Consider the following 26,462-nt stretch of genomic DNA (forward strand, 5'->3'; position numbering starts at 1 on the left):
GACACAGTGTTATACCCCGAGTAAACACAGATGTCAAACATGTAAACAATTATTTACTTTTTCTTTTTTCTGAGCACTTCAGCAACCTTCTTTCCTATGTCAGCAGGAGACTCCACAACATGGACACCATGTTCCCGTAAAGCCTTCATTTTAGCTGCTGCTGTGTCATCTCCACCAGAAATTATTGCACCTGCGTGCCCCATTCTTTTACCTTTCGGTGCTGTCTGACCTGCGATAAAACTAACGACCGGCTTAGAGAAATTCTGTTTTATCCACTCTCCGGCTTTCACTTCTGCCTGCCCGCCGATCTCACCGATGAGGACAACACATTCTGTTTGTGCGTCATACTCAAACATCTCAAGAAGATCTATATACTTAAGTCCGACAATAGGATCACCGCCGATACCAATACATGTAGACTGACCGAACCCTTCAGCCCCGACCTGCTTCACAGCCTCATAAGTCAGAGTTCCTGATTTCGAAATGATGCCTATCGTCCCGGGCTTATGAATTTCTCCGGGCATAATTCCCATCTTACATTCCCCAGGAGTGATAACCCCGGGGCAGTTGGGACCTACAAGCATGGTTCTGGATGAGCTTGTTGTCATCAGTCTTTTAACCATGATCATATCTTTAACAGGGATGCCCTCTGTGATACATACACAAAGGTCGAGATTAGCATCAATAGATTCTATAACCGCATCAGCAGCATATGCAGGCGGAACATAAACAATGGAAGCATTCGCCCCTGTTTTTCTGATTGCCTCTTCCACTGTGTCAAACACCGGCGTCCCGTCGACTTCGAGACCACCTTTGCCCGGTACAACACCGGCAACAATGTTTGTGCCGTACTCTTTCATCTTCTGTGCATGGAACCTGCCCTGAGAGCCTGTAAGCCCCTGCACCAGAACTTTAGTTCTGTTATTAACAAGTATGCTCATCTGTGCTCTCCTTATTTAGCCTTGTTTCTGGGTGTTTTCTTTTTGTTTTCAGCTTCTTCAGCAAGTTTTACAGCTTTTTCAGCCGCATCTGCCATAGTGTCGCCGGTAACAATGTTCAGACCGCTCTTACTCGCGCCGTCTTCCAGAATCTTTTTGCCTTCTTCGACATTCGTTCCATCGAGTCTGACAACGATGTACCTGTCTCCCGGAACTTCTTCAGAGGCCTTAAGTACACCCTGAGCTATGAGGTCACAGCGGACAATACCGCCGAATATATTTACAAAAATCACCTTAACTTTTGGGTCTGTAAGGATAATTTTGAATGCTTCACGTACTTTGTTGACATCTGCACCACCCCCTACATCAAGGAAGTTGGCAGGCTGTCCGCCATATGATTTTATGATGTCCATAGTAGCCATTGCAAGTCCGGCTCCGTTAACCATACAGCCGATATTGCCTTCCATACTGACATAAGAGAGATCAAAGATACTGGCGCGAACTTCTTGCGGCTCGAGCTCACCATAATCTTTCATCTCTTCTATCGCTCTGTGTCTGAAAAGTGCGTTTTCGTCAACTGACATCTTGGCGTCGAGACAAACTATGTCCCCACTGCCTGTAACAACCAGAGGATTGATTTCAAGCATCATACCGTCATGATCAATAAAACACTGGTATAATTTGTTTGTAACATCTGCGAATTTATTGAGGAGTGAAGAATCCAGCCCCATCTTTTTGGCAATTTTTCTTCCGAGAAACTGCCCCATCCCCGTCACAGGATTAATGCGCTCTTTTATAACTTTTTCCGGTGTTTTCGCAGCTACCTGCTCAATCTCAACACCGCCTTCTGAGCTTGCTATTATCATGTGCTGCTCAGAATCTCTGTCCACCAGGAAACTCACGTATATTTCCTGTTTAATGTCTGTAGCTTTTTCAACCAGAATCCTGCGGACAATTTTGCCCTCATCTCCGGTCTGTTTGGTGACGATCTTCATACCAAGCATGTTGGCTGAAAGATCATAAAGATCGCTGAAGACATCAACAACTTTGACGCCACCAGCCTTTCCTCTTCCCCCTGCGTGAACTTGAGCCTTTATCACCCATCGGTCACTGTGAAGTTCTTTAGCTACACGGAGTGCGTCGCTCGCAGTGGATGCTACACCACCGTCAGGGACGGGAACGCCGTATGTCCTGAGTAGGCCTTTGGCCTGAAATTCATGCAAATTCATGGCTCACCTTCCTTCAAATTTCTTCCAGAATCAATACCCGTATATACACCGAATATCCTTAGTCTACAAGACTTTTTGCAGTAAGTGAGCCATGATCACAATCTTTGTACTAATCGTGAACTTGCATTAACTATTATTTAAGGAAGCTAAGTCTCTTAAGATCTTCAACAAGACCTTTAACTGAGTTAACAGATACATCAAACATGCCCTGCTCCTCATCATTGAGATCAACTTCTATAATTTTTTCTATACCGTCTTTACCGAGTACACAAGGTACGCCAACATAGTATCCGCTTACACCATACTCACCGTTAAGCTGAGCACAAACAGCAAGAACTCTTTTCTGGTCGCGCAGAACAGCTTCAGCCATCTGAATAGCAGAAGAAGCAGGAGAGTAGAAAGCTGAACCCTTTTTAAGGAGTGCAACAACTTCGCCGCCCGCCTTTTTAGTGCGCTCAACCATAGCATCCATAACTTCTTTAGCTTTTGCAGCGTTGCCGTATTTTTTCTCAAGCTGCTCCATAACAGGCACACCGTTCACATTTGCATAACGCACAAGAGGAACCATAGTGTCGCCGTGACCGCCGAGAACCATAGCATTAACATCTTTAACAGACACGCCAAGTTCCCAAGCTATGAATGTAGCGAAACGTGATGAATCGAGTACACCTGCCTGACCGTAAACTCTGCTTGCAGGAATACCGGAAACTTCCTGAAGGAGTGTCACCATAGCATCAAGCGGGTTAGAAATAACTATTACGTGAGCTTCGGGGCAATATTTACCGATGTTCTCACCGACAGTTTTGATGATGTTAGCGTTTGTTGTGAGGAGGTCATCCCTGCTCATACCAGGTTTTCTTGGAAGTCCTGCTGTAACGATAACTACATCAGCGCCTTCAAGACAAGCGTAGTCGTTAGAACCTTCAAGCTTAACATCGAATCCGTCAACGCGTGAAGCTTCAACGATATCGAGCTGTTTCCCCTGTGGAAGGTCTTCAACGATATCAAACATAACTACATCGCCAAGCTCTTTAAGAGCTGCAAGCTGGGAAAGAACACCACCGATGTTACCACCGCCGACAAGGGCGATCTTTGGTCTTGTGAATTTAGACATTTATATTCTCCTCAGTTTATTAAGCCGCCGAAACATACTCCGACGGCTTCATTATTTCGATTATGCTATCAGATAGCGTCGATTATACTGTTAAGTGTTGCACTTGGACGCATAGCTTTGAAGGCAAGGTCAGCATCAGGTTTAAAGTAACCGCCGACAGATGTTGGTTTCCCTTCTGCGGCTGCGATTTCAGCAACAATTTTTTCTTCATTATCCTGAAGAGCCTTTGCCACAGGAGCAAATTTCTCAGCGAGTGCCTTATCTTTTGTCTGTGCAGCAAGAGCCTCAGCCCAGTACATAGCAAGATAGAAATGTGAACCTCTGTTATCTATCTCTCCAGCCTTACGTGAAGGAGCTTTACCGTTTTCAAGGTGTTTTTCAACAGCAGCGTCAAGCGCTTCAGCAAGAACCTTAGCCTTAGCGTTGTTAAAAACTTTAGCAACCTGCTCAAGAGAAGGAACAAGCGCACAGAATTCACCGAGTGAATCCCATCTGAGGTGTCCTTCTTTAAGAAACTGTGAAACGTGTTTAGGAGCAGAACCGCCTGCGCCTGTTTCAAAAAGTCCGCCCCCTTTCAGAAGAGGTACGATGGAAAGCATTTTCGCAGATGTACCAAGCTCAAGAATAGGGAAAAGGTCTGTAAGATAATCTCTGAGAGCGTTACCTGTTGCAGAAATTGTGTTTTCGCCCTTCCTTACCCTTTTCAGAGAGTAGTTCATAGCATCAACAGGACACATGATTTTGACAGTTATGTCTGATGTATCGTGATCTTTGAGATATGTATTTACTTTTTTGATAAGCTGAGCATCGTGAGCTCTTTTTTCGTCCAGCCAGAAAACGACAGGATCCCCTGAGTCTTTAGCTCTTGTAACAGCAAGCTTCACCCAGTCTCTGATAGGCTCATCTTTAGCCTGACATGATCTGAAAACGTCTTTCTTTTCAACTGGAACTTCGAGAAGAACATTGCCGGTTTTTTCGTCAACAACCTGACATACACCATCAGCTTCTGCGAAGAATGTTTTATCGTGTGAGCCGTACTCCTCAGCCTTCTGAGCCATGAGACCAACGTTGGAAACAGATCCCATTGTCGCCGGGTCGAACTGACCGTTTTTCTTAGCGTCTTCAATGATCTCACGATACATTGTTGCATAGCATCTGTCAGGAACCATAGCGATTGTGTCCTGAAGCTCGTCAGCAAGGTTCCACATTTTACCACCGTCACGCACAACGTTAGGCATAGATGCATCAACGATAATGTCGTTCGGAGCGTGGAGATTTGTTACGTTATTTCTGGAGTCAACCATTGCAAGCGCAGGACCTGATTCGTAGCATTTATCAAAATCAGCAAGTACTTCAGACTTTTTAGGCTCAGGGAGTGTGTTCACTTTTGCAAGAACGCCACCAAGACCAAGACTGGAGTTTGCTCCAATTTCTTTCAGAGTATCTGCATGTTTTTCAAAAGCATCAGCGAAATATACTTCAACACACTGACCGAACATGTAAGGGTCGGAAATTTTCATCATTGTAGCTTTAAGGTGAAGAGAGAGAAGAACGCCTTTTTCTTTAGCCTCTTTAGCTGTTTCAGCATAGAACTCGCGAAGCTTTCTGATGTTCATACAGGAAAGGTCAAGAACCTCGCCAGCCTGCATAGCATGTCCTTTCTTGAGGACTTTCTCAGAACCGTCTTTCCCTTTAAATACCCATTTGATTGTAGTAGCTTCAGGAAGAGTTGTAGAAACTTCTGATTCATAGAAGTCGCCGCTTTCCATATGAGCCACACGGCACTGTGAGCCTGATTCAGGCCATGGTTTCATCATTCTGTGAGGGAATTTCTGTCCAAATCTCTTAACCGCAGCAGCAGCCCTTCTGTCAGAGTTACCTTCACGCAGGACAGGATTCACAGCAGAACCGAGAACTTTTGCGTATCTTTCTTTTATGGATTTTTCTTCGTCATTTTTTGGTTCTTCAGGATAGTCAGGTACATCATACCCCTTCTCCTGAAGTTCTTTTATAGCTTCCTGCAGCTGTGGGATAGATGCAGAGATATTAGGTAGTTTAATAATGTTTGCTTCCGGAGACTGAGTCCAGTCACCAAGCTGTGTAAGGTAGTCTTCAACTTTCTGATCGTCTTTAAGTTTGTCCGGGAAGTTTGCAAGAATTCTTCCGGAAAGGGAAATATCCCTTGTTTCAACGGCGATATCTGCTTCTTTAGTAAACTTCTGTACCATAGGGAGCAGTGAATAGGTTGCTAAAGCCGGAGCTTCATCAATTTCGGTCCAAACGATTAATTGCTTTGACATGGTTTCTCCTCTTCTCTTTATAAATTTGGCAGTTACTGTCTATGAAATACAGTGCTAACCTTTAGCATCACGTAATTATAATGGCATTTCGTTTTCTACACTGTATACAGTATACACATATACTTTCAACACACCATTTGTCAAGCATTATCAGGCCTGACAGTGGTAAAACAATATTTACTTTTTATTTCCTCAAGAGCCACAATCCTTTGCAGACAAGGATTATTTTTTATTGTTTTAGTGTAATATCAGCTACGCCTCAGCACTAAATCCGGCAAGCATAATATTGCATTATAACAACTATACATTTTTAAAATACCGTTCAACCTTACCTCCATAACGCAAAAGCTTTACGAGCATATGTAAACCTAAACCGATAAACATCATTTTCATTTAAACATTTTATTTGTCTCTTTATGTATATAGGTTTAAAAACAGACTTACACTCCTGAACTTCATGACAGTAGAATGCATTATTATACATTATTCATAGATTTTCCAGTTTACGTTTAATTATATATTAAAATTATCTCATTCAGGCATTTCTCATTCAAAATTAGTGTTTCATATCGAACAAAAAAAAATAATGTGTTTTCCACATTATTCATATACAACTATTATAAACTAATAATTATTCAGACGTAACTTTCAGGCTGAACAAAGTCACGTTTGCTGCAAGTTCACAAATATATGTTTTTATTAAATATTAGTTAAATCACAAATGATACTGGTAATATTTACTAAATACTGAATTGATTTGCATCTTATGATAGTATACTATTATGATACTAAATGTGAAGGTTTGTCTATGTTTCAAAAAACAGCTCCGGTATTTCTCTTCATATTCTATGCACTTTTCTTAACCACTCCATCCTCTTATGCGGACCAGCGTGCAATATCTTTCACAAAGGATGCTGCTAAAGAAGAAAAACGTATAGCAGTCCTTATAGGAAATTCGAACTACAACTCTGCCCCCCTCAAAAACCCTGTAAACGACACTAGATCATTATCTTCAACCCTGCGCAGCCTTGGTTTCAAAGTACACGATTATTATGATCTGAGCAGAGACGATATAAAAAGAGTGAGCGGTCTACTCTCTGAGAAACAAAACTCAGGCGGCACAGCACTCTTCTACTACGCCGGACACGGCATACAGTCTGCAGGAAACAACTATATGATCCCAGTGAATGCAGATATTAAAACCGAATCAGACCTTGAGTTTGAAGCGGTAAGCCTTGACATGGTTTTTGCAAAGATGGAACAGGCTGGAAACAGAGTTAATATTGTAATTCTTGACGCATGCCGGAACAATCCGTTCTCACGCAGCTACCGAACACAGATACAAGGACTTGCAACAGTCAGCGCCCCCGCAGGAAGCTTTATTGCATATGCCACTTCACCAGGCAAGGTAGCGGCAGACGGAGAAGGAGATAACAGTATTTTTACCAGTTCACTAATAAATGTACTTGAAAAGACTCAGGGCATTCCCATTGAGCAGATATTCAAATTTGTCCGGTCAGAAGTCAGACAGGCAACCGGAGGCGAACAAATCCCATGGACGTCTTCAAGTATGGAGGGGGATTTTTTCTTCACCCATTCAACAGTACCAAAAGTTAATATTCAGTTAGCTTCACCTGCACGCCCCCAGAAAGTCAGAACATCATCCAACCGCCTGAATTTTTTTACTGATAATTATACAGGAATAAAACTCGCCAAAATTTCTGCAGGATGCTTCATGATGGGCAGTTCATCATACGAAAAAAACGTACAGGCTGATGAAATTCCGCTGCACAGGGTATGCCTTGGCGAGTTCTATATTGGAACACATGAAGTAACACAGGGGCAGTGGACAAAAGTTATGGGGATCAATCCCTCAGCTTTTCAGGACTGCGGAGCAGACTGTCCGGTTGAGAATATCTCGTGGAACGACACTCAGGCATTTATCACCAAACTTAATAAGATAACCGGTAAAAACTTCAGACTACCCACTGAGGCAGAGTGGGAGTTTGCCGCAAAAGAACGTGGACAGATGCCGACCACCCCGCAGTCAATTGAAAAACTTGCATGGTACAAAAACAATGCAGAGAATAAAACACACAAAACCGGTGGCAAAGCTCCAAATTCACTGGGACTTTACGATACACTAGGTAATGTTCAAGAGTGGTGCTCAGACAACTACGAATTCGGCTATTACAGTTTTTCACCCCTTAACAATCCTCAGGGGGCTGAAGCAAGCCCCAGAAAAGTTTTACGCGGAGGCTCATGGGTTGGAGACAACAGTAAAGTCAGACTGACCAACCGCAGAGCTATTAATGCTGACGGAACAGGTCCATACATAGGTTTCAGGCTGGTCATGACCGATAATTAAATTTCATGTCTATTTTTATAATAAGGAGGGAACTATTTTGAAAAAATTAATTATGCTATTAGCTTTTGCGGTATTCATCATCTCAGGATGTGCCTCTACAAACAAAAGACCTTTTGTGGAAATCACAGATATTCCACAGGGGAGAGGCGTGGTTTACATATACATGCCACAAAAAAAGAATCTGCTTCAAACAGCAGAGGTCAGAGTCGATAATTCCGAAGCCATAGGTACATATGTAGGCAATATACTCAAGGGCACTTATATACCTTATATCGCACCTCTCGGCGAGAACCTGTTCAAAATAGGAAATAAGGCAATCAGCCTGAACGTTATAGAAAATGAAGCAAGCTTTATAAAGATTGAGTCATATAAAGTCTTCTTCAAAATGAACATTAAGCTGGCAGAAATAGACCCGTCTGCCGGATTTGTGCACATAAGAACAACTCAGCAGAGATAAATTAGGAGTAAAAACTATGAAAAGATTACTGTTGCTGGCCATAGCACTGACAATTCTGGCCGTGGGGTGCGGCCCTGTAAAGCAGACTGTCCCGACAAGGACAACAATAACCAAATACACTGTAGATACAGACTGTAAATAGGTCGGGAGAAAATTATGAAAAAAATACTAATTCTAATTACAATTGTTTCTGCTATCTTTATAGCGGGATGTGCACCTTCTGCCGTCAACTATACAAATATCAGCTCAATGGATCTGCCGGTAAAAAAATACCCTTCAAGAGAGAATCTTTCCGATCTCTCACTCGCTATAGCAAAACCTGAGGTCACAATTTCTTTCAAAGCATCAAACTCGCTGAAACTCGCTCTGCGAAAAAGAATAGCGCAGGATGCATACATTCTCGCCTGTCACCTAACCCAAGAGATGAGAAAGATACTAGTAGCAAAAGGGTTTACCATAACAGATACATTTGACAACCTTAATGCAATGACATTTACCCAGAAACGGAACACCAGTGCGCTTTTCACGGCTTTCATCAGTATCGAAATAAATGAAGAAACACTGTCAGACCTGGTGGACTATGTGCCACAACTTGCTCACGGCGTTATCAGTTCAAAAGCAAAACTTCAGATTGCAACCATTGAGCCATTGTCAGGTGAGATTGTCTGGCTAAAAAATGTTCCTGTACAAGACAGCGACATCCAACTCCAGTATCCCTACTGGGCAAGCATGAATGCGTCTGAAACACAGATACCTGTGGAACTTTCCGGAACAGTTAACTCTATTGATGATATTTTCAAACAGACAAACGAAAAGATAACTCAGGCAGTAGACTCATTTGTAAGCGTTGATGAATTCATGTTTCTCAACACTGATATTAAAAAACTCAAAAAGATCAAACGCTATTAGGCTAACTGCAAAAAAATCAGATCTGAAAAAGCTTCGTTCTGCCTGTTTTATACAGCTAAAGCTTCCGATTCAGATTTCAACCATAAGGCTGCTCTTTTTTTCAGGGCAGCCTGTTTCAGTTATGCATAAAATTATACGGAACTAAGCCTTTCATAGAGCGGATAAAGCTGTATCTCCTCTTTCCTTATGCGCATTCTCAGGCTGGAGATAATCCTTCCCAGCTCTTTAGCGTATTCCATATCTATCTCGGCAGTCCCTGCTCTGTTTATAAAATCTATGACAGTTGCAGAAAGACCTTTCATCTCAGAAGAAAACTCATCAACGATTTTAGATGAATAAGCTTCACCTGCGGACAGTTTTTTAAGCTCAGGGTAAAGCCTGCTGTCCTCTTTGCGCAGATGTTCGGTCAGGAGCATTTTACCTTCCATCAGCTTACTGCGCCCGGCATCTGTTGCTAACCCAAGCTTCTGAGCATCCAGCATTATATTCAGTAGTTTTTCGTGATCATTTTTCAGCTCTTTTACCAAATCACTCATTCGAACACCTCTGTTATCTATTTTAAATAGGGTACACCGGGTGCCCTGCAAGACTGCTTGACCTGCATCAATTACACGACAAAAAAAGGGCTGAACCTTTCGGAACAACCCTTTTATATTTCATCTGTTGTCATTGCTAAGCCCTGAAACACTTGTAGCAATAGCCCCTTAACCAGAGACTGCCTCTTCGAATCAGGCTTTCAAGCAGTGACGTTTTTTCTCTTTATACTCGACTAAAATGCCACTGTTTCGATATATGAAAGCTCAAAGTCTCCCATCTTATCGAATTCAAGATATTTATATATCTCTTCTTTGTTCGGTGTCACTTTCTTTTCAAAAAGCTCAAAATACTTCTCTTTAGTAGGAAGTTCACCACAAAGGGCTGTAATAGCTGTCAGTTCAGCAGAGCCGAGAAATACCTGTGACTCGTCGCCTATACGGTTAGGGAAGTTTCTTGTTGATGTTGAAAGCACGAAAGCTTTAGGTGCAACACGTCCCTGATTACCCATACACAGTGAACATCCGGGAATTTCTGTTCTGGCGCCAACGCTGGAGAAGATACTGTAGTAGCCTTCTTCCATGAGCTGCATTTCATCCATTCTGGTAGGAGGTGTCATCCACATGCGTGTTTTAGGGTAAGCTTCGCCTTCCCATATTTTACCTGCTGCGCGGAAATGACCGATATTTGTCATACATGAACCGATGAATGTCTCATCAATCTTTGTACCTGCGATATCTGAAAGAAGCTTAACATCATCCGGATCGTTAGGACATGCAAGAATAGGCTCTGTGATTTCAGCGAGATCAATCTCTATTACTGCAGCGTATTCAGCATTTTCATCTCTTTCGAGAAGTTTAGGGTTAGCGAGCCATGCTTCACAATCTTCTATACGTTTTTTAAGTGTCTCGGCGTGCTGATAGCCGGCCTCGATCATCTTTTTCATGAGAGCGATGTTAGACTTAAGATAGTTCGCAACGGACTCTTCTGAAAGCTTGATAGTTCCGCCGGCCGCTGAACGCTCAGCAGTTGCGTCTGTAAGCTCGAAAGCCTGCTCAACAGTGAGGTTTGGAAGACCTTCCATTTCAAGTATGCGTCCGTTGAAGATATTCTTTTTATTTTTCTTAGGAACTGTAAGCAGCCCCTGTTTGATAGCCCAGTAAGGGATGGCGTTCACAGCATCGCGAAGTGTGATACCGGGGTTGAAATCGCCTTTAAATTTAACAAGTACAGACTCAGGAACGTCAAGAGGCATAAAGCCCAGCGCGCCGGCGAAAGCAACAAGACCGGAACCGGCAGGGAGAGAAAGCCCCATCGGAAATCTTGTGTGAGAGTCGCCGCCCGTACCAAGTGTATCAGGAAGAAGAAGTCTGTTCAGCCATGAATGGATAACACCGTCTCCGGGGCGCAGAGAAACGCCTTTACGCTCCGAAACGAACTGAGGCAGTGATTTATGCATATCAACATCAGCTTTTTTAGGGTAAGCCGCTGTGTGGCAGAATGACTGCATAAACATAGGCGACTGAAACTCAAGACAGGCAAGCTCTTTGATCTCATCTCTGGTCATTGGCCCTGTGGTATCCTGAGAACCGACAGTTGTCATCTTAGGCTCACATGCAGTCCCTGGGAGAACACCGTCAACCCCCGCAGCTTTTCCGATTATCTTCTGGGCAAGTGTATACCCCTGATCGGCTTTTGGTGTCGGGTTAACAGCTTTTTTGAATACATCAGATTCACCAAGCCCCAGTGCCTTGCGGGCATTGTTGGTAAGTGTGCGTCCGATGATAAGGTTAAGGCGTCCACCGGCTCTGTATTCATCTTTTATAGTGGAAGGTTTCAGCTCGAATGTTGAAAGAACTTTTCCTGATTCGTCTGTAATCTCGCCTTTTTCAGTATTAATAATAACAACATCGCCGGTATTAAGTTCGTCAACGTTGCATATGATAGGGAGACCGCCTGAATCTTCTGTCGTATTGAAGAAAATAGGAGCGATAACAGAACCTATAATGGTGCCGCCGTTTCTCTTATTAGGCACGAACGGAATGTCTGAGCCTATTCTCCACATTACAGAGTTACAAGCTGACTTACGTGATGAACCAGTACCGACAACGTCACCCACGAAAGCAACTTCAAAGCCTTCAGCTTTGTATTTCTCCATAACCTCATTTCCGTCAGGAAAGCCTGTCTCACCCATGGCAAGAGCGTGGAGAGGGATATCAGGACGGCTCCATGCGTGTTTAGCAGGAGAAAAGTCATCAGTGTTTGTCTCACCTGCGACTTTATATATTTTAACTTTATATTCTTTTCTAAGCTCAGGTTTATTTGTGAACCACTCAGCGTCAGCCCAGGACTTAAGAACAGCCATAGCATTTGCATTGGTTTTAGCGAGAGCAACAATTTCATCAAAAGCGTTATAAACAAGAATAGTTTTTTTCAGTGCTTCCGCTGCATCATCGCCAAGCTCTTTATCTGTGAGAAGCTCTACAAGGTATTTAACATTATATCCGCCAAGCATAGTTCCGAGAAGAAATACAGCACGCTCTCTGCTTATGAGTGAGCAGGCTGTTTCCCCCTTCGCTACTTTACCGAGCCAGTCAGCTTTAACCTCAGAGGCGGGGTCAACACCTGGCGCAACTCTGTTTTCGATAAGGTCAACAAGCTCTGCTGTGGGCTTCTGTTCAAGCAGTTTGCAGACTTCAGCAGTAAATTCGGCAGTGAGAGGAAGTGCAGGTATGCCCATTTTGGCTCTGTCTTCCACTTGTTTCAGATAGTCCTGCATCATTGTCATGATCATCTCCTATTAAAATGGTTATTTATCCGTGACCGGACAGCCACTTAGTCACATGCCGCCAGGTCTGTTTTATTCTTTTCTACAGCATAAAGGGCGCAATACACCCTAAGCTCAGCTTTAGATTGTATTCTGTATACAATATTGTCCATCCTTTTGTCAAAATGTTTTAGAACATTTTTATAGTTGTGATTATATTTATTTCCATAGCTCACGTTATATCATTAGTTCAAAATTATAATCTGGCGAGTAATGTCCATATATCTGCTTGTGAGTGATTATTAAACGAATAACAAGATTTGCGGTATTATTTTATACGAGTATTTAAAACAGAGATCATAAATACATAAAAGACAGGAGAAAAGACTGTTCATCCCATCATTGCAAAGGCACGTACAGGAGAGCCGTCACCATATTCTATACGCAGAGGGATACAGTTCAAAACAAACTCCTTCCCCTCAAGCAGATGAAGATTAGTCAGGTTCTCGACAATAATCATATTGCGGTTAAGAAATATTTTATGGTTCTCAAAGGTCACAGTATCAACCGGATCAACGGAAATCATATCCACAGCCACACCTTTAACACCACTCGCAGCAAGAACGCCCGCAGCATCAGCTTCCAGCACAGGATAATTTTCAAAATAGCTCTGTTCACCCCATTTACTGCTCCATCCGGAAAAGAGCACAGCAAAATGCGCTCCCCTCAGCTCTTTCTCGTAACTGCGGATGTATGAAGCGGAAACAGTATCCATCCCCCGAACATCGATCATTACTGCATGTCCGGCAAAATCGCTGATATCAAAATCTGACAAAGACCTCCGCCCGTCAAGGATATGAGATGGTGCGTCCATATGTGTTCCGGTGTGGGAAAATATAGTTATAAGCCTCTCTTCAAAGCCTTCTGAGGCTATCGTAGTTTCAACTTTTATCTCCGGCGAAAGAGTTCCGGGGTAAACCGGCATCCCCTCTTTGATCATATGTGTAAGGTCTATCATTTCCATATTAGCTATTTACCACAGATTGACGAGCATGGGGAGATTTTTCTGAAACTATTTGACATTGCCCACATAAAGGACTATTTTGGACAAAATTAGACAGGAATCTACAGCATGGACACACTATTTCTCACAGTAAAAGATATGTCTGTTAAGCTTGGCGTGTCCGAAAAGACCGTCTACCGCATGATAAATGACAACAAAATACCCTATGGTATCAAAATTGGCGGACAATGGCGTTTTAACCGGGAAAAGATAGAAAAATGGGTCAGCGGTCAGAGCACCGAGGACAACACACCGGCAGACAGCAGCATAACGGTTTCTGAGATAATTTGCGACAGTACCATAATGTATCGTCTCTGTGGAGCAAACAGGGACGAAATACTGAATCAGATTTTGACTATATTAGGCAGGTTCACTACAGAAGAGAAGATAAACATCAAGAAGAATCTTCTGTTCAAAGAGTCCATAATATCCTCCTCTTTAAGCGGGGTGGCGGTCATGGTTGCCGATTATGACCAACAGGTAAACCACAGTAAAACAGTCTTTGCTGTGGCATACCTTGACACCCCGCTGGACTTTAAAGCCATCGACGGCAAGAAGACAGATATCGCGATACTCATCATTCCTGCTAATAAAACTGAGCAGTTGATACTGACAACAAGACTGAATGGGCTTCTTAACAGTGATGAATTTGTGAAAACGCTTAGATCAGCTCCTACAAGAAGCACGCTGATTCAACGTATACGCGAATTTGAAAACAAACTTTTTATTAAATAATTACAGGTGAATCAATGCCACACAATATCTCTAAATCAGCCAGACTAACCGGAGACATATACGGCGGTCTCACTGCTGCGGTGATAGCTCTCCCCCTTGCCCTCGCATTCGGTGTTGCCAGTGGTGCAGGTGCAGAAGCAGGGCTTTACGGCGCAATCATACTCGGTTTCGTGGCGTCTGCCTTCGGTGGGACTCCGGTTCAGATATCCGGGCCGACGGGACCTATGACAGTTGTCGTAGCATCTGCAATTGCTCTATTCGCCGGAGATTTTCATTCGGTAGTGACAGTTATATTCCTTGGCGGTATCTTTCAGATAGCACTTGGCTTTCTAAAAGTCGGTAAATTAGTAAGATTCATCCCCTACCCTGTCATATCAGGTTTCATGACAGGTATCGGTGTAATTATTATTCTACTTCAGCTCCACCCGTTAGCAGGTGCATCCGGCTACAGTTCGCCGATAATGGCTATAAAACACATAGGCACACTCTTTACGAATTTTCATAATGCAGACCTTGCCCTTGGCGCACTGACCCTTATCATCGTATTTTTCTTCCCGAAAAAGCTATCCTCAAAAATCCCTTCACCTCTGGCAGCGCTTATAGTCTGTACAGTGCTGTCCGTGGCGATGGGGCTTGATGTTCATACAATCGGACATATTCCGACCGCACTCCCGAAGCTGCATATGCCTTTTCTGGACATGAGCAACATAACTTTTGTCGTGGGTACAGCTCTTTCCCTTGCTGTTCTCGGGTCAATCGACAGTTTGCTTACGTCCCTTGTTTCGGACTCTCTTACCAAAACAAATCACCAGCCAAACCGCGAACTTATGGCGCAGGGGTTAGGTAACTCTCTGGCAGCCCTCTTCGGCGGAATCCCCGGTGCAGGGGCGACCATGCGGACAGTTGTTAACGTTAAGGCAGGCGGTTCTACTCGTTTTTCCGGCATGCTCCATGCCGTAGTGCTGGCTTTGATACTTCTTGTATTCGGCTCCAAAGCAGAACTGATCCCCATGGCTGTTTTATCCGGTATATTAATCAAAGTTGGATTCGATATTGTAGACTACAGATTTCTGAAAATACTGAAAAAAGCACCAAAACACGACATAATAGTAATGTTTGCTGTTCTTGCTCTCACCGTCCTTGTGGATCTTATCGTTGCTGTCGGGGTCGGGATAGTGCTCGCATCCATACTGCTGACATACAGAATAGCCCAGCAGACCAACTCACAGATACATGAAATACCTGTTACTCTTCACGACAGTGAACTTGGGCGGGAGATACAGGAAAGTACAAAATTCTCTGTTCGTGTTATTGATATCAACGGACCATTCTTCTTCGGTTCCACCAGCCAGATAGTCGGCAGGATAGGTTCATTTCTCGGCACAGAGATCGTAATATTCAACTGTATCAACGTCCCTTTCATAGACTACTCAGCGGTTTTTGCACTGTCCGAAAAGATACTAAAGCTGAAATCTTTCAACACAAAACCAATGCTCGTGTTTAATAAAGATATCGCAAAACAGCTTGAAAAATATGGTATTCCGGAGCTGTTACCTGATAAGAAGATTTTCAATAACCTTGATGAAGCGATAAAACACATTCGTCAAACACAGACTTTCGCCTCATAATGGCTCCCCGCCTCGTCATTGCGAGCGAAGCGACGCAATCTGACATCACCAAACTTAAAAGATTGCTTCAACCCTTCGAGTTTCGCAATGACGTATATTTCTCTGTCATTGCGAGGGGAGCGACACAATGGCTCATATGTCTCTAGCTTTTCGACCCGGTCATATCCTCAGGAACAACATACTTATCAAACTCAGCTTCTGTCAGATAGCCAAGCTTAACCGCGGTCTCCCTGAGGGTAGAGTTTTCTGCAAATGCTGTTTTTGCTATCTTTGCCGCCTTGTCATATCCTATGTGAGGATTCAGTGCGGTTACAAGCATGAGCGAATTCCTAAGATAGTGGTCTATCTGTTCGCGGTTTGGTTTTATCCCGACAGCACAGTTTTCACGGAAAGAATCCATTGCATCACCAAGAAGTTTTGCTGATTGCAGGAAATTATATATTATCACAGGTTTAAAAACATTCAGTTCAAAGTTCCCCTGACTCGCTGCAAAACCTATTGCCGCATCGTTCCCAAAAACCTGACAAGCAACCATTGTTACAGCCTCTGACTGTGTGGGATTAACCTTCCCCGGCATAATGGAGCTGCCCGGCTCATTGGCAGGTATCTCCAGCTCGCCTATCCCGCATCTGGGACCGGAGGCAAGCCAGCGAATGTCATTAGCTATTTTCATCATATTAGCTGCGAGAGCTTTCAACGCTCCGGACGCAAATGTAAGTGCATCATGTGATGTCAGAGATTGAAATTTATTCCCTGCTGACTGAAAACGCTTACCTGTGAACCTCGTGACCTCTTCTGACACCATGACAGACAATTTCGGGTGAGCGTTCAACCCTGTACCGACGGCTGTCCCCCCTATGGCAAGCTCGCGCACATGCTCAAGAGATTCTCTGATCTGCCGTATGTTTGTCTCAAGCATTGCCACATAACCGGAAAATTCCTGTCCGAGCGTAAGCGGTGTAGCGTCCTGAAGGTGAGTACGCCCTATTTTAACAATGCTGTTAAACTCTTCCATCTTACTATGGAGAACATCCTTAAGGCTTTCAATCGACGGCACAAGCTCATCCTCAACAACCGTGACAGCAGCAATGTGCATAGCCGTAGGGAAAGTATCGTTAGAGCTTTGCGACATATTCACATGGTCATTCGGATGTATCTCTTTATCTTCACGAAAGTTTTTACCCAATATCTCCGTAGCTCTGCTGGCTATCACCTCATTCATATTCATATTTGTCTGCGTTCCGCTCCCTGTCTGCCATACGGCGAGGGGGAACTGATCTGCAAGCTTATTCTTAAGTATCTCATCACAAGCTTTTATAATGGCATTTGCTTTCTCATCATGAAGTTTACCCAGCTTATTATTAACCACTGCCACAGAGCGCTTAAGCACTGCAAATGCATGTATGAGACTCACAGGCATCTTCTCCCAGCCTATTTTGAAGTTCTGAAGGCTTCGCTGTGTCTGAGCAGCCCAGTAAGCATCCTCCGGAACCTGAATCTCGCCCATAGTATCCTTTTCGATTCTGAATTTCATAATCAGCTTCTCCTATTCGATTATTACAGAAGGCGAGCAGCACAAGGCTTCACCCCTGTAACGATTTTATAACTTTCAAAATTATATTACATATTCAATTCAACAGACTAATCTTAATGTTATCAGCCATATCAAAATTATACCCCCTTAGCCTTTTTATGCCATACAAATTTATACTTTGTTAATTTTAAACCACCGTTCAACTCTTACTTGTATTTTTCTGTATATTGTATACAATCATATGGTTAAGAATAAATATATTCAGAATATAATAACCTTATATGCGAGGTGGCTATGGAACTCAAAGATGCAATGCTTGAGCTGATCCGCAGAGCAACCACAGACCTTTCACCGGATGTGGAGAATGCGATTCAGCAGGCGTACGACAGAGAGGACGAAGGGACACCGGCAAAAAGCGTTTTCGGAACCATCCGTGAAAATATCGCACTTGCCAGAGAAGCTTCAACTCCTATTTGTCAGGACACAGGTTCTGTCATAATCTACATTGACTTTCCTGTAGGCGAACCGGAAACCAAATATAAAGAAGCGGCTGAATGGGCTGCTGCTGAGGCTACAAAGCTCCAGTATCTCCGCCCTAACGCTGTTGACCCTATCACAGGCAAGAATTCCGGCAATAACGTTGGAACAAATGCCCCTTACCTCCACTTTCACCAATGGGATAAGGACGAAACCAGAGTTAGGCTCATGCTTAAAGGCGGCGGCTCTGAAAATGTGGGCGCTCAATACAAGCTCCCGGACTCTGTTCTTCACGCCGGACGTGACCTGAAAGGTGTTAAGAAAGTTGTGATCGATGCCGTACAAAAAGCACAGGGACAAGGCTGCGCACCAGGCGTTGTTGGTATAGGAATCGGCGGAGACAGAGTAACATCCTACGCACTTTCCAAAGAGCAGTTCTTCCGTAAACTCGGTGAGAAAAGCACAAACCCTGACCTTGCCAAACTTGAAGAGGAACTCTACGAAGACCTTAATAAACTCGGCATCGGACCAATGGGATTCGGCGGAAAAACTACCTGCCTTGGCGTTTTCGCAGGGGTTCAGCACAGACACCCGGCTACATTCTATGTAGCAATTTCATATACCTGCTGGGCATACAGAAGAAAGCAAATGACAATCAAAGGAAGTGAGGTGACATATGATTAAGCTCACTACACCTATCAGTGAAGAGAAAGCACGTTCACTTAAGGTGGGCGACGAGGTTCTCCTTACAGGAACCATCGTAACAGCAAGAGATGCTGCACATAAACTGATGATAGAAGAAAGACCGGATTTTATCCGTGAACACCTGAAAGACGGTGTAATATACCACTGCGGCCCTGTTGTCAAACAGGCGGAAAACGGTGAATACAGCTTTGTAGCAGCAGGCCCGACCACCTCTTCCCGTGAAGAACCCTATCAGGCAGCAGTCTGCGAGGAATACTCTGTACGTGCCGTTATCGGCAAAGGCGGTATGGGACCAAAAACAGCAGAAGGGCTTAAAAAAGTCGGCGCAGTTTACCTGCATGCTGTTGGCGGCGCAGGATCGCTTATTGGTAAAATGGTTAAAAAAGTTCATACAGTATACAAGCTTGAAGAATTCGGGACACCGGAAGCCTTCTGGGTTTGTGAGGTTGAAGATTTCCCTTGCGTTGTTACCATGGACAGCCACGGAGGCTCCCTGCATAAAGATATTGCAGCAGCCTCACAGAAAGTTGCCGACGGACTCATCGGTCAGTAGGTCAGCACCTACCGACGGGACACTATACTGTGAACACAGACAGTGCGTCAAAGTATTACCGCTCCCTCTGGTCGTTTGTTGTGCTTTATGAGATTGCAAGCAATCAGTAGTCAGCACCTACCGGCGGGACACCACTGTACACGCACACAAAATATTCTATCTCCAGACATCTGGATTTAAACAAAAATAAAAGGGGAGCTCTTTTGAGTTCCCCTTTTTTGATATTCGTGTCAGATTGTTATCGTAGAAAAATCTGTCAGACACTTCTGCATTTCCCATATGTCCGTAACAGCTAGACAAATGAGTACGCTCTCCACAGGTACTTAATCGCTGTTCGGACAATGTACCGTGAGCACAGGACAAGAAGCAGAACGGACAACCTTCTCTGCTGTGGAGCCGAAAATAACATGTTCCAGCCCGGTGCGTCCGTGGGTTCCAAGTACGATCATATCAACATTCTTTTCATTAGCAAATTTGATAATTTCATCGTCGGCAATCCCTTTAACCATTGCGGTTGAGTACTCTATCCCTTCCAGGGCATTAGTCTCTTCTATAAACTCTTCCATCTTAGCTTTTGCGCCGTCTTCCATATCTTTTGAAAGATTCTTCACAGTGAGTTGAGGAAGATAAAATGATACCATCTGGGATTCGTCAAGGAGCACATGGAGCATAATAAGCTCCGCATTGAATTTCTTTGCCATCTCCGCAGCATAGAGCAGTGCACATGCAGATGGATCAGAGAAATCAGTAGGGTATAAAATTTTAGTTACATTAACCATATAAAGCCTCCTTATGGAGTAATTTACGACAGTTTAAACAAAAAGTCTTTAATTATATTATATACGGTTTTCTAAAATTTTTCTGCAAAGATCGAGAAGTTTATCGACATCATAAGGCTTATAGAGAACATCAATAGCGCCCATTTGATAAGCGCTTAGCATGTTTTCTATATTATCGTAACCGGTAAGGACTATGACAGGTATTTCGCGGTCAAGGCTACTTAGAGAGTAAAGAAACTGTATACCGTCAGAAACAGGCATAACAAGATCTGTAACAATTAGGTGATATTCATTATCTTTAACTTTATCCAGAGCAAAAAGCCCATTGCTGACAGAATCAACCTGATACCCTTCGGATGTAAATATATCCTTCAGAGCGGACTGCTCCATCTCGTTATCTTCTGCCAATAAAATTCTGTATGCCATTGTTTATTACCCAAATAGTTGTGTGTAATTCTTTTCTAATTGTACAGCAAAATCATAAAGATTCACATCAATTATATCACAAATCTGCTTAGCAGTATAAACGACATGTGCGGGCTCGTTGGTTCTGCCTCTGTAGGGCTCTGGTGAAAGGTAAGGACAATCAGTTTCGATCAGCAGTCTGTCAAGTGGGACATACTGTACAGTATCACGCAGATGATCAGAGCTGTTATATGTCACGGGACCTGCATAGGATATATAAAAGCCGTTATCCAGCGCCCACTTCTGTAGCCCTCTGTCCCCGCTGAAACAGTGTATCACACCATTTCGTTCACGCCCTCTGACAACTGCCGACATAACATCGACACAGTCCTTGTCAGACTCTCTGTTATGTATGACTACAGGCTTATTAAGTCCTACAGCCATATCAAGAAATGTAGCAAAGACCTCTCTCTGCCTGTCATGAGCAGAATGATTGCGGTAATAATCCAGCCCTATCTCGCCAACAGCAACAGCTTTCGGGTCACTTAGTATCTCTTCGAACCTGCCGAGCTGGCATATGTTAAACTCTTCCGCATCGTGCGGGTGGACACCTGCGGTGAAAAATATTTTTTCACTTTTCCTGCTTGTCAGCAGAGCCTGTTCGCTGTCTTTCAGGTCTATACCCACCGTAACCATCCGGTGTACGCCCCTCTCAGCCGCTCTTTCTGAAACATCATCAAGTTCGTCTGCCAAAGGGCTGAAATGTATATGGCAATGAGTATCTGTGAATCTGGCTCCCGCTTCCACCGCTTCTTTCAGGCTGGCGAGAAACTCCTGATCTTTCAGGCTGCCCCTCTTTTTTATCATTTAATATCTGTGCCCGGTTCAACAGAGTCCGGAAGTTCCAGAACTTTATGTTTTTTGCCGTCAGATGTGGCAGACAGAATCATCCCTTCGGACATGATCCCCATAAGTTTTGCGGGCTTAAGGTTAGCAACGAGAACAACTGTCTTACCAACCATATCCTCAGGTTTGTAACTTTTGGCGATACCACTCACAACCTGACGTTTTTCAGTGCCGAGGTCAACCTGAAGCTTAAGAAGCTTATCAGACTTTTCGACCTTCTCGCACTCAATGACTTTAGCAGCCTTAAGAGACATTTTTTCAAAATGGGCAAAATCTATCTCTTCAACTCTCAGTTTCCCTTTTTCGTCCTGCTTCTTGCTGTCGGCTTCTAATTTAAGCTCATCCAACATAACTTTCTCGTCTATGCGGGGAAAAAGCTGTTCAGCTTCGCCGAGTTTATGACCAGCTTCGAAAGTGCGGATTTTGCGAAGTTCTTCCACATCAGATTTTTCAAGTTCCTGAGCTGTGCCAAGTTGACGGCGCATCTTAACCGCTGTTTCAGGCATAAAAGGATAAAGCAGCAGTGACACTAACCTTATTCCGTCTAGTACAGAGTAAAGAACAGAACCAAGTCTGCCCTTTCTGGTCTCATCTTTGGCAAGAGCCCACGGCGCAGTTTCGTCTATGTATTTATTAAGCGCACTAACCAGCTCCCATGTTGTCATGAGTGCTTTATTAAACGCCATGTTTGTAATGTGTTCGTCAACCTCTCTGAAAACACGCTCAATAGTTTCCTCAAGAGGTTTATCCTCGTCCCCTGCTTCAGTATATGCAGGGACAACACCGTCAAAATACCTGTTAACCATCCCCATTGTGCGGTTCAGCAGATTACCCAGGTCATTCGCAAGATCGCCGTTAATGCGGTGAATAAGAGCTTTGAAAGAGAAGTCTCCATCCAGCCCGAAAGGTACCTCACGGAGCAGGAAGTAGCGTATAGAATCCACACCGAACTTATCCACAAGCCATGCAGGGTCTATGGCGTTACCAAGAGATTTTGACATCTTCTGACCTTCCACAGTCCACCATCCATGGGCAAAAACGCTCTTAGGCAGAGGAAGCCCTGCACTCATAAGCATTGTCGGCCAGTAAACAGTGTGAAATCTGAGGATATCTTTCCCCACAACATGATAATCCGCAGGCCAGAATTTCTGAAAATCAGCGTCGTCTTCACCATAGCCGAGAGCTGCGATATAATTTGTCAGCGCATCTATCCAGACATATATTACATGCTCTGGTGCATCAGGAACGGGTATCCCCCATTTGAATGTAACACGGGAGACCGACAGGTCACGGAGACCGTCTTTTATGAATGATATTATCTCGTTACGTCTTGATTCCGGACGCACGAAATCTTTATTATCTTCGATATGTTTCAGAAGCTGGTCAGCGTATTTGCTCATACGGAAGAAATAGCTGGGCTCTTTCAGCTTCGCAGTTTCACGACCGCAGGAAGGACAGCAGTTGCCGTCCAGAAGTTGAGTTTCAGTGAGGTATGTTTCGCATGGAGTGCAATACCACCCTTCATAATGATCAAGATATATGTCACCGTTTTCTTTCATCTTGTCAAATATTTTGCGCACTGCTTTTTTATGTAGCTCATCAGTGGTTCTGATGAATTTATCATTAGAAATATTTAATATCTTCCAGAGACCTGCAAACCTCTGCACAACTTCATCAGCAAGAGCTTTAGGTGTGATACCCCTCTTCTGTGCAGCCTGCTCGATCTTCTGACCGTGTTCGTCTGTTCCGGTGAGAAAGCAAACGTCAAAACCGCAAAGCCTTTTGTACCTGCTGATCGTGTCACATGCGACCGTCGTATATGCGTGCCCTATGTGCGGGACGTCATTTACATAATAGATCGGTGTGGTCACATAAAAGGTTTTGCCTGTCATATCTCGCCTCCGGAATTATCATCAACAAGGTCTTCAAGTCTTATATTTTCATCGTCGGTATACTGTTCTCTCGGGCAATGTCCGCACGGCAGTTCGCCGCCTTCGTAAACATCTTTCTCATACATCAGACAGCACATCAGCCTGCCGCAAACCCCCGAAATTTTTGTAGGGTTGAGTATAAGGTTCTGATCTTTTGCCATTTTTATAGATATGTTGTCAAACTTTCTCAGGAAAGTCGAACAACAAAATTCTTTTCCGCAAAGCCCGAACCCGCCTATCATTTTCGTTGCATCACGAACACCGACCTGACGCATCTCTATGCGTGTGCGGAAAACTCTGGCGAGATCACGCACAAGGGCTCTGAAGTCAATGCGTCCGTCAGCAGTGAAAAAGAATGTAAGCTTGCTGCGGTCAAGAGTATATTCAGCTTTAAGAAGCTTCATATCAAGCTTATGCTCGACAACAAATTCTTTACATTTTTTGAATGCATCCGGCTCTTCCAGACTATTCTTTTCTTTATTCGCAAGGTCTTCTTCAGTAGCAAGCCTTATAACGTTTTTCATCTCCGCTTTCGGCTCAACTTCTATTTCACGGTCGGAGTAGATAACATTTGCGATGTCTTCCCCTTTCTCCGTTTCAACTATAACCTTATCGCCAAATTTTGACTCCACTCCGCATGAGAGGAAGTCATATATCTTGCCCGCAGGCTTGAAAGCTACTCCCGTAGCATTAACTTTTTTCACAAAGTACCTCAGTTGTTTTTATGAACAGATCCATCCTGAACATGTCTAAACTGACATTATACTCAAGCCGCCTCAAAATTTCCAGCAAATAGTTAGAAAAGTCCAGTAGAGTTTCATCTTCAGATTCTTTATATTTTACAAGCATATAGGCATACATTGATGCACAATACGCACGTATCTTCTCTTTTGTGTCCAGCCCATGTATCTCAGCAAATAGTGAATTTTTGTCTCTGTCCGGAGCAAACCGACCTGTCTCTTCTGCATTATCCAGCAGAAACATGGCGTAGCTGACAGAGCCTGATGCCTGTGCAGCGATTTCAGGCAGCATATCGTTCATCACTCCCTGAGATAAAAGCACTTTTTCAACTTCTTCATTAGTAAGGTTCGAAAAACGCATGTTTATGCATCTGGAACGTATCGTCGGCAGAACCTGTTCATACTTATCAGTAATCAGAAAAAAATGAGTATCAGCAGGGGGTTCTTCCAGAGTTTTAAGAATGGCGTTCGCCGCTTCCTTCGTAAACGTATGAGCATTATCTATAATATACACTTTCTTACGGGCTGACAGCGGGCTCATGAATGCATCGCCGGCTATCCGTCTGGCGACTTCTATCTTAACCGGAGACTCTTCCAGGACATGTATGTCGGGGTGATCAGAGGCAGCAGCGACCTTACAATGTCTGCACTGGCAGGGTTCCATAAAAACCTGCTCAGCACAGATAACAGCTCTTGCAAGCTCACGAGCAAACATCTTCTTCCCGCTCCCTTCACGCCCGCTGAATATATATGCGTGATGCAGTTTGTCTCCGGTCAGGATATTCCTGAAAATATCCTTCTCTTTACCGTGTCCGATTATCATACGAAATTATCCAGAATATGCATAACATCATTCAGAACAGCCTGTGGAGACTGTGCTCCGTTAATCCGCCATACATTCTCAAATTTACCTGCATACCAGTCAAAACCGTCTGCAACTTTTTTAAAGAATTCCAGCCCCAGCGCTTCGAATTTCCCTTCTTCGTCAACTTTTTTATCGCGCACCAGCCTGCTCATCGCTCTTTCCAGAGCAGTCTCAGGGTCTATTTCTATTATAAACGTTATATCAGGCATCCGCCTGATGCTGTATCCTGTGAGATAGTCAAGCAGATCCTTGTCCAGACCTCTTCCGAATATCTGATATGCATAAGTTGAAGACACAAATCTGTCCGAGATAACATCAAAACCTTTTTCAAGCACAGGGATAACCAGCTTAGTCTGGTGCTCGAGTCTGTCCGCACAGTAAAGCATGAGCTCTGACTGCGGCTCCAGATCGTACTTTTTGCTAACCAGCAACTGGCGTATAAGGAGACCTGCATCTGTTCCGCCGGGCTCCCTTGTCAGCTTGACATTCCGCCCCAGCTTATCCAGCTTCTCCGCCATTCCTGCTGAGAGAGTGGATTTACCGCAGCCGTCAATGCCGTCAACCGCTATGAAAAGGTTATAGTCTTTCAACGTGCGCAGTCCTCTTTGCTCCCTTGCAGTTTTTCTATACAATGGGGTATTGTTTTCAGAATAACCTGAAGGTTCTCAATTGCACCTTTAGGGCTGCCAGGGACGTTGACTATCATAGTGTTCTTTCTGGCTCCCACAACAGCACGGCTTATCATAGCCCTGTCAGTAACCTTCATGCTTTCAGCACGCATAGCTTCTTCGAAACCGGGTATGCGTTTATCTATCACGTTCAAGGTTGCATCCGGAGCTATATCCCTTGGTGAAACACCAGTGGAGCCGTTAGTCACAACCAGATCATACTTCTGCAGATCAGCATAATATTTAAGAGTTTCTTCAAGTTTTGCCTGTTCATCCGCCAGAATCTCTGTTCTGGTGAATGCAACATTGAGATTGTCTTCAAGGAGCTTCACAACAGCAGGTCCTGTCTCGTCAACACGTTCCCCTTTGCTCCCTTTATCGCTGAGGGTAATGACAGCAACAGAAAAGCCTGTCTTTCTGGTCAGTGTCACTTCATCGCCAACAGATATCTTATCATTACCGCGAACAACAGCAAAAATCCCTTCTCTCGGCATAACACAATCACCCGCAGCATAAAAAACCGCACATCTGTGGTGACATGTTTTCCCAAGCTGACTAATTATAAGGTCAACGCCGTTAACAGTGACGACGTCGCCAACACTTATAGATGTAAGTTCGATCCCTTCAGTAGTGATGTTTTCAGCGAAATCCCCACTGTCGACATCAAGACCCTGATCTTTCATCTTCTGTATACTTTCTGTAGCAAGCAGACTCACCTGCCTGTGCCACTTCCCTGCATGCGCATCCCCTTCGATACCGAAATCATTTACCAGCTTAACGGACTCAACAGGGGTCTTCTGAACACCTTTTGTCTCGCTGATATTAAGGCTTTGAATCTTACTCATAATAAACACCTT

The 26,462-nt window shown here is 43.9% G+C and carries 23 protein-coding genes; 7 read left to right on the forward strand and 16 right to left on the reverse strand.

Annotated features, from left to right (window positions below; genetic code table 11):
• Positions 1 to 53: 53 nt before the first annotated feature.
• The 4 genes from sucD to DACET_RS11815 all read right to left on the reverse strand — a co-directional run bounded on the left by sucD (position 54) and on the right by DACET_RS11815 (position 5,581).
• Entirely contained in the window at positions 54 to 941 is an 888-nt protein-coding gene (gene sucD, locus DACET_RS11800) for a succinate--CoA ligase subunit alpha (protein WP_013011608.1), read from the reverse strand.
• Between the two features lie 11 nt (positions 942 to 952).
• Entirely contained in the window at positions 953 to 2,167 is a 1,215-nt protein-coding gene (sucC, locus tag DACET_RS11805; RefSeq protein WP_013011609.1) for an ADP-forming succinate--CoA ligase subunit beta, read from the reverse strand.
• 133 nt (positions 2,168 to 2,300) lie between these two features.
• Positions 2,301 to 3,281, reverse strand: coding sequence for a malate dehydrogenase (mdh, locus tag DACET_RS11810; RefSeq protein WP_013011610.1), 981 nt, complete (start codon positions 3,279 to 3,281; stop codon positions 2,301 to 2,303).
• A 68-nt stretch (positions 3,282 to 3,349) separates the two neighbouring features.
• Positions 3,350 to 5,581, reverse strand: coding sequence for an NADP-dependent isocitrate dehydrogenase (locus DACET_RS11815; protein ID WP_013011611.1), 2,232 nt, complete (start codon positions 5,579 to 5,581; stop codon positions 3,350 to 3,352).
• An 808-nt stretch (positions 5,582 to 6,389) separates the two neighbouring features.
• Here DACET_RS11815 and DACET_RS15685 point away from each other — a divergent pair.
• The 3 genes from DACET_RS15685 (at position 6,390) to DACET_RS11835 (ending at position 9,315) form a co-directional block, all read left to right on the forward strand.
• Positions 6,390 to 7,949, forward strand: coding sequence for a caspase family protein (locus DACET_RS15685; protein WP_013011612.1), 1,560 nt, complete (start codon positions 6,390 to 6,392; stop codon positions 7,947 to 7,949).
• 37 nt (positions 7,950 to 7,986) lie between these two features.
• Entirely contained in the window at positions 7,987 to 8,406 is a 420-nt protein-coding gene (locus tag DACET_RS11830; protein ID WP_013011613.1) for a hypothetical protein, read from the forward strand.
• A 156-nt stretch (positions 8,407 to 8,562) separates the two neighbouring features.
• Positions 8,563 to 9,315, forward strand: a complete 753-nt coding sequence (locus tag DACET_RS11835; RefSeq protein ID WP_013011615.1) for a hypothetical protein — start codon at positions 8,563 to 8,565, stop codon at positions 9,313 to 9,315.
• Between the two features lie 131 nt (positions 9,316 to 9,446).
• Here the strand turns inward: DACET_RS11835 and DACET_RS11840 are convergent, their stop codons facing one another.
• The 3 genes from DACET_RS11840 to DACET_RS11850 all read right to left on the reverse strand — a co-directional run bounded on the left by DACET_RS11840 (position 9,447) and on the right by DACET_RS11850 (position 13,640).
• The gene (locus DACET_RS11840) at positions 9,447 to 9,851 is read right to left on the reverse strand and encodes a hemerythrin domain-containing protein (protein WP_013011616.1); all 405 of its coding nucleotides are present in this window, start codon (positions 9,849 to 9,851) and stop codon (positions 9,447 to 9,449) included.
• A gap of 233 nt (positions 9,852 to 10,084) precedes the next feature.
• Positions 10,085 to 12,631, reverse strand: coding sequence for a bifunctional aconitate hydratase 2/2-methylisocitrate dehydratase (gene acnB / locus DACET_RS11845; RefSeq protein ID WP_041230373.1), 2,547 nt, complete (start codon positions 12,629 to 12,631; stop codon positions 10,085 to 10,087).
• A 376-nt stretch (positions 12,632 to 13,007) separates the two neighbouring features.
• Positions 13,008 to 13,640, reverse strand: a complete 633-nt coding sequence (locus DACET_RS11850) for a cyclase family protein (protein WP_013011618.1) — start codon at positions 13,638 to 13,640, stop codon at positions 13,008 to 13,010.
• 108 nt (positions 13,641 to 13,748) lie between these two features.
• On the opposite strand from DACET_RS11850, the gene DACET_RS11855 reads away from it, so the two are divergent.
• The gene (locus tag DACET_RS11855; protein ID WP_013011619.1) at positions 13,749 to 14,414 is read left to right on the forward strand and encodes a helix-turn-helix domain-containing protein; all 666 of its coding nucleotides are present in this window, start codon (positions 13,749 to 13,751) and stop codon (positions 14,412 to 14,414) included.
• Between the two features lie 14 nt (positions 14,415 to 14,428).
• Positions 14,429 to 16,042, forward strand: coding sequence for a SulP family inorganic anion transporter (locus DACET_RS11860; protein ID WP_013011620.1), 1,614 nt, complete (start codon positions 14,429 to 14,431; stop codon positions 16,040 to 16,042).
• 142 nt (positions 16,043 to 16,184) lie between these two features.
• Here DACET_RS11860 and fumC read toward each other — a convergent pair whose 3' ends face one another.
• Positions 16,185 to 17,576, reverse strand: a complete 1,392-nt coding sequence (gene fumC / locus DACET_RS11865; RefSeq protein ID WP_013011621.1) for a class II fumarate hydratase — start codon at positions 17,574 to 17,576, stop codon at positions 16,185 to 16,187.
• 294 nt (positions 17,577 to 17,870) lie between these two features.
• Between fumC and DACET_RS16550 the strand changes: the two genes are divergently transcribed.
• Both DACET_RS16550 and DACET_RS16555 read left to right on the forward strand, forming a co-directional pair.
• A complete protein-coding gene (locus tag DACET_RS16550) occupies positions 17,871 to 18,737 on the forward strand; it encodes a fumarate hydratase (protein ID WP_013011622.1) in 867 nt (288 codons plus the stop codon).
• Positions 18,730 to 19,311 carry a FumA C-terminus/TtdB family hydratase beta subunit gene (locus tag DACET_RS16555; RefSeq protein ID WP_013011623.1) on the forward strand — a complete coding sequence of 194 codons (582 nt, stop codon included), beginning with the start codon at positions 18,730 to 18,732 and terminating at the stop codon, positions 19,309 to 19,311. Before DACET_RS16550 ends, DACET_RS16555 begins: the two co-directional genes overlap by 8 nt.
• 323 nt (positions 19,312 to 19,634) lie before the next feature.
• On the opposite strand, the gene DACET_RS11880 is transcribed toward DACET_RS16555, so the two are convergent.
• The 8 genes from DACET_RS11880 to DACET_RS11915 are packed head-to-tail and all read right to left on the reverse strand — an operon-like array spanning position 19,635 to position 26,450.
• Positions 19,635 to 20,090, reverse strand: a complete 456-nt coding sequence (locus DACET_RS11880; RefSeq protein WP_013011624.1) for a universal stress protein — start codon at positions 20,088 to 20,090, stop codon at positions 19,635 to 19,637.
• A gap of 57 nt (positions 20,091 to 20,147) precedes the next feature.
• Entirely contained in the window at positions 20,148 to 20,516 is a 369-nt protein-coding gene (locus tag DACET_RS11885; RefSeq protein ID WP_013011625.1) for a response regulator, read from the reverse strand.
• Between the two features lie 6 nt (positions 20,517 to 20,522).
• A complete protein-coding gene (locus DACET_RS11890; protein WP_013011626.1) occupies positions 20,523 to 21,362 on the reverse strand; it encodes a TatD family hydrolase in 840 nt (279 codons plus the stop codon).
• Entirely contained in the window at positions 21,359 to 23,293 is a 1,935-nt protein-coding gene (metG, locus tag DACET_RS11895; protein ID WP_013011627.1) for a methionine--tRNA ligase, read from the reverse strand. The genes DACET_RS11890 and metG overlap by 4 nt, the downstream gene beginning before the upstream one ends.
• The gene (locus tag DACET_RS11900; RefSeq protein WP_013011628.1) at positions 23,290 to 24,036 is read right to left on the reverse strand and encodes a PSP1 domain-containing protein; all 747 of its coding nucleotides are present in this window, start codon (positions 24,034 to 24,036) and stop codon (positions 23,290 to 23,292) included. Before DACET_RS11900 ends, metG begins: the two co-directional genes overlap by 4 nt.
• Positions 24,023 to 24,895, reverse strand: a complete 873-nt coding sequence (locus DACET_RS15690; RefSeq protein WP_013011629.1) for a DNA polymerase III subunit — start codon at positions 24,893 to 24,895, stop codon at positions 24,023 to 24,025. Before DACET_RS15690 ends, DACET_RS11900 begins: the two co-directional genes overlap by 14 nt.
• Positions 24,892 to 25,527 (reverse strand): dTMP kinase, encoded by a 636-nt coding sequence (gene tmk, locus DACET_RS11910; RefSeq protein ID WP_013011630.1) that lies wholly within the window; start codon positions 25,525 to 25,527, stop codon positions 24,892 to 24,894. The genes DACET_RS15690 and tmk overlap by 4 nt, the downstream gene beginning before the upstream one ends.
• Positions 25,524 to 26,450 carry an MOSC domain-containing protein gene (locus DACET_RS11915; RefSeq protein WP_013011631.1) on the reverse strand — a complete coding sequence of 309 codons (927 nt, stop codon included), beginning with the start codon at positions 26,448 to 26,450 and terminating at the stop codon, positions 25,524 to 25,526. Before DACET_RS11915 ends, tmk begins: the two co-directional genes overlap by 4 nt.
• Between the last annotated feature and the right edge of the window lie 12 nt (positions 26,451 to 26,462).

The sequence above is a fragment of the Denitrovibrio acetiphilus DSM 12809 genome, from assembly GCF_000025725.1.
Lineage (GTDB): Bacteria > Chrysiogenota > Deferribacteres > Deferribacterales > Geovibrionaceae > Denitrovibrio > Denitrovibrio acetiphilus.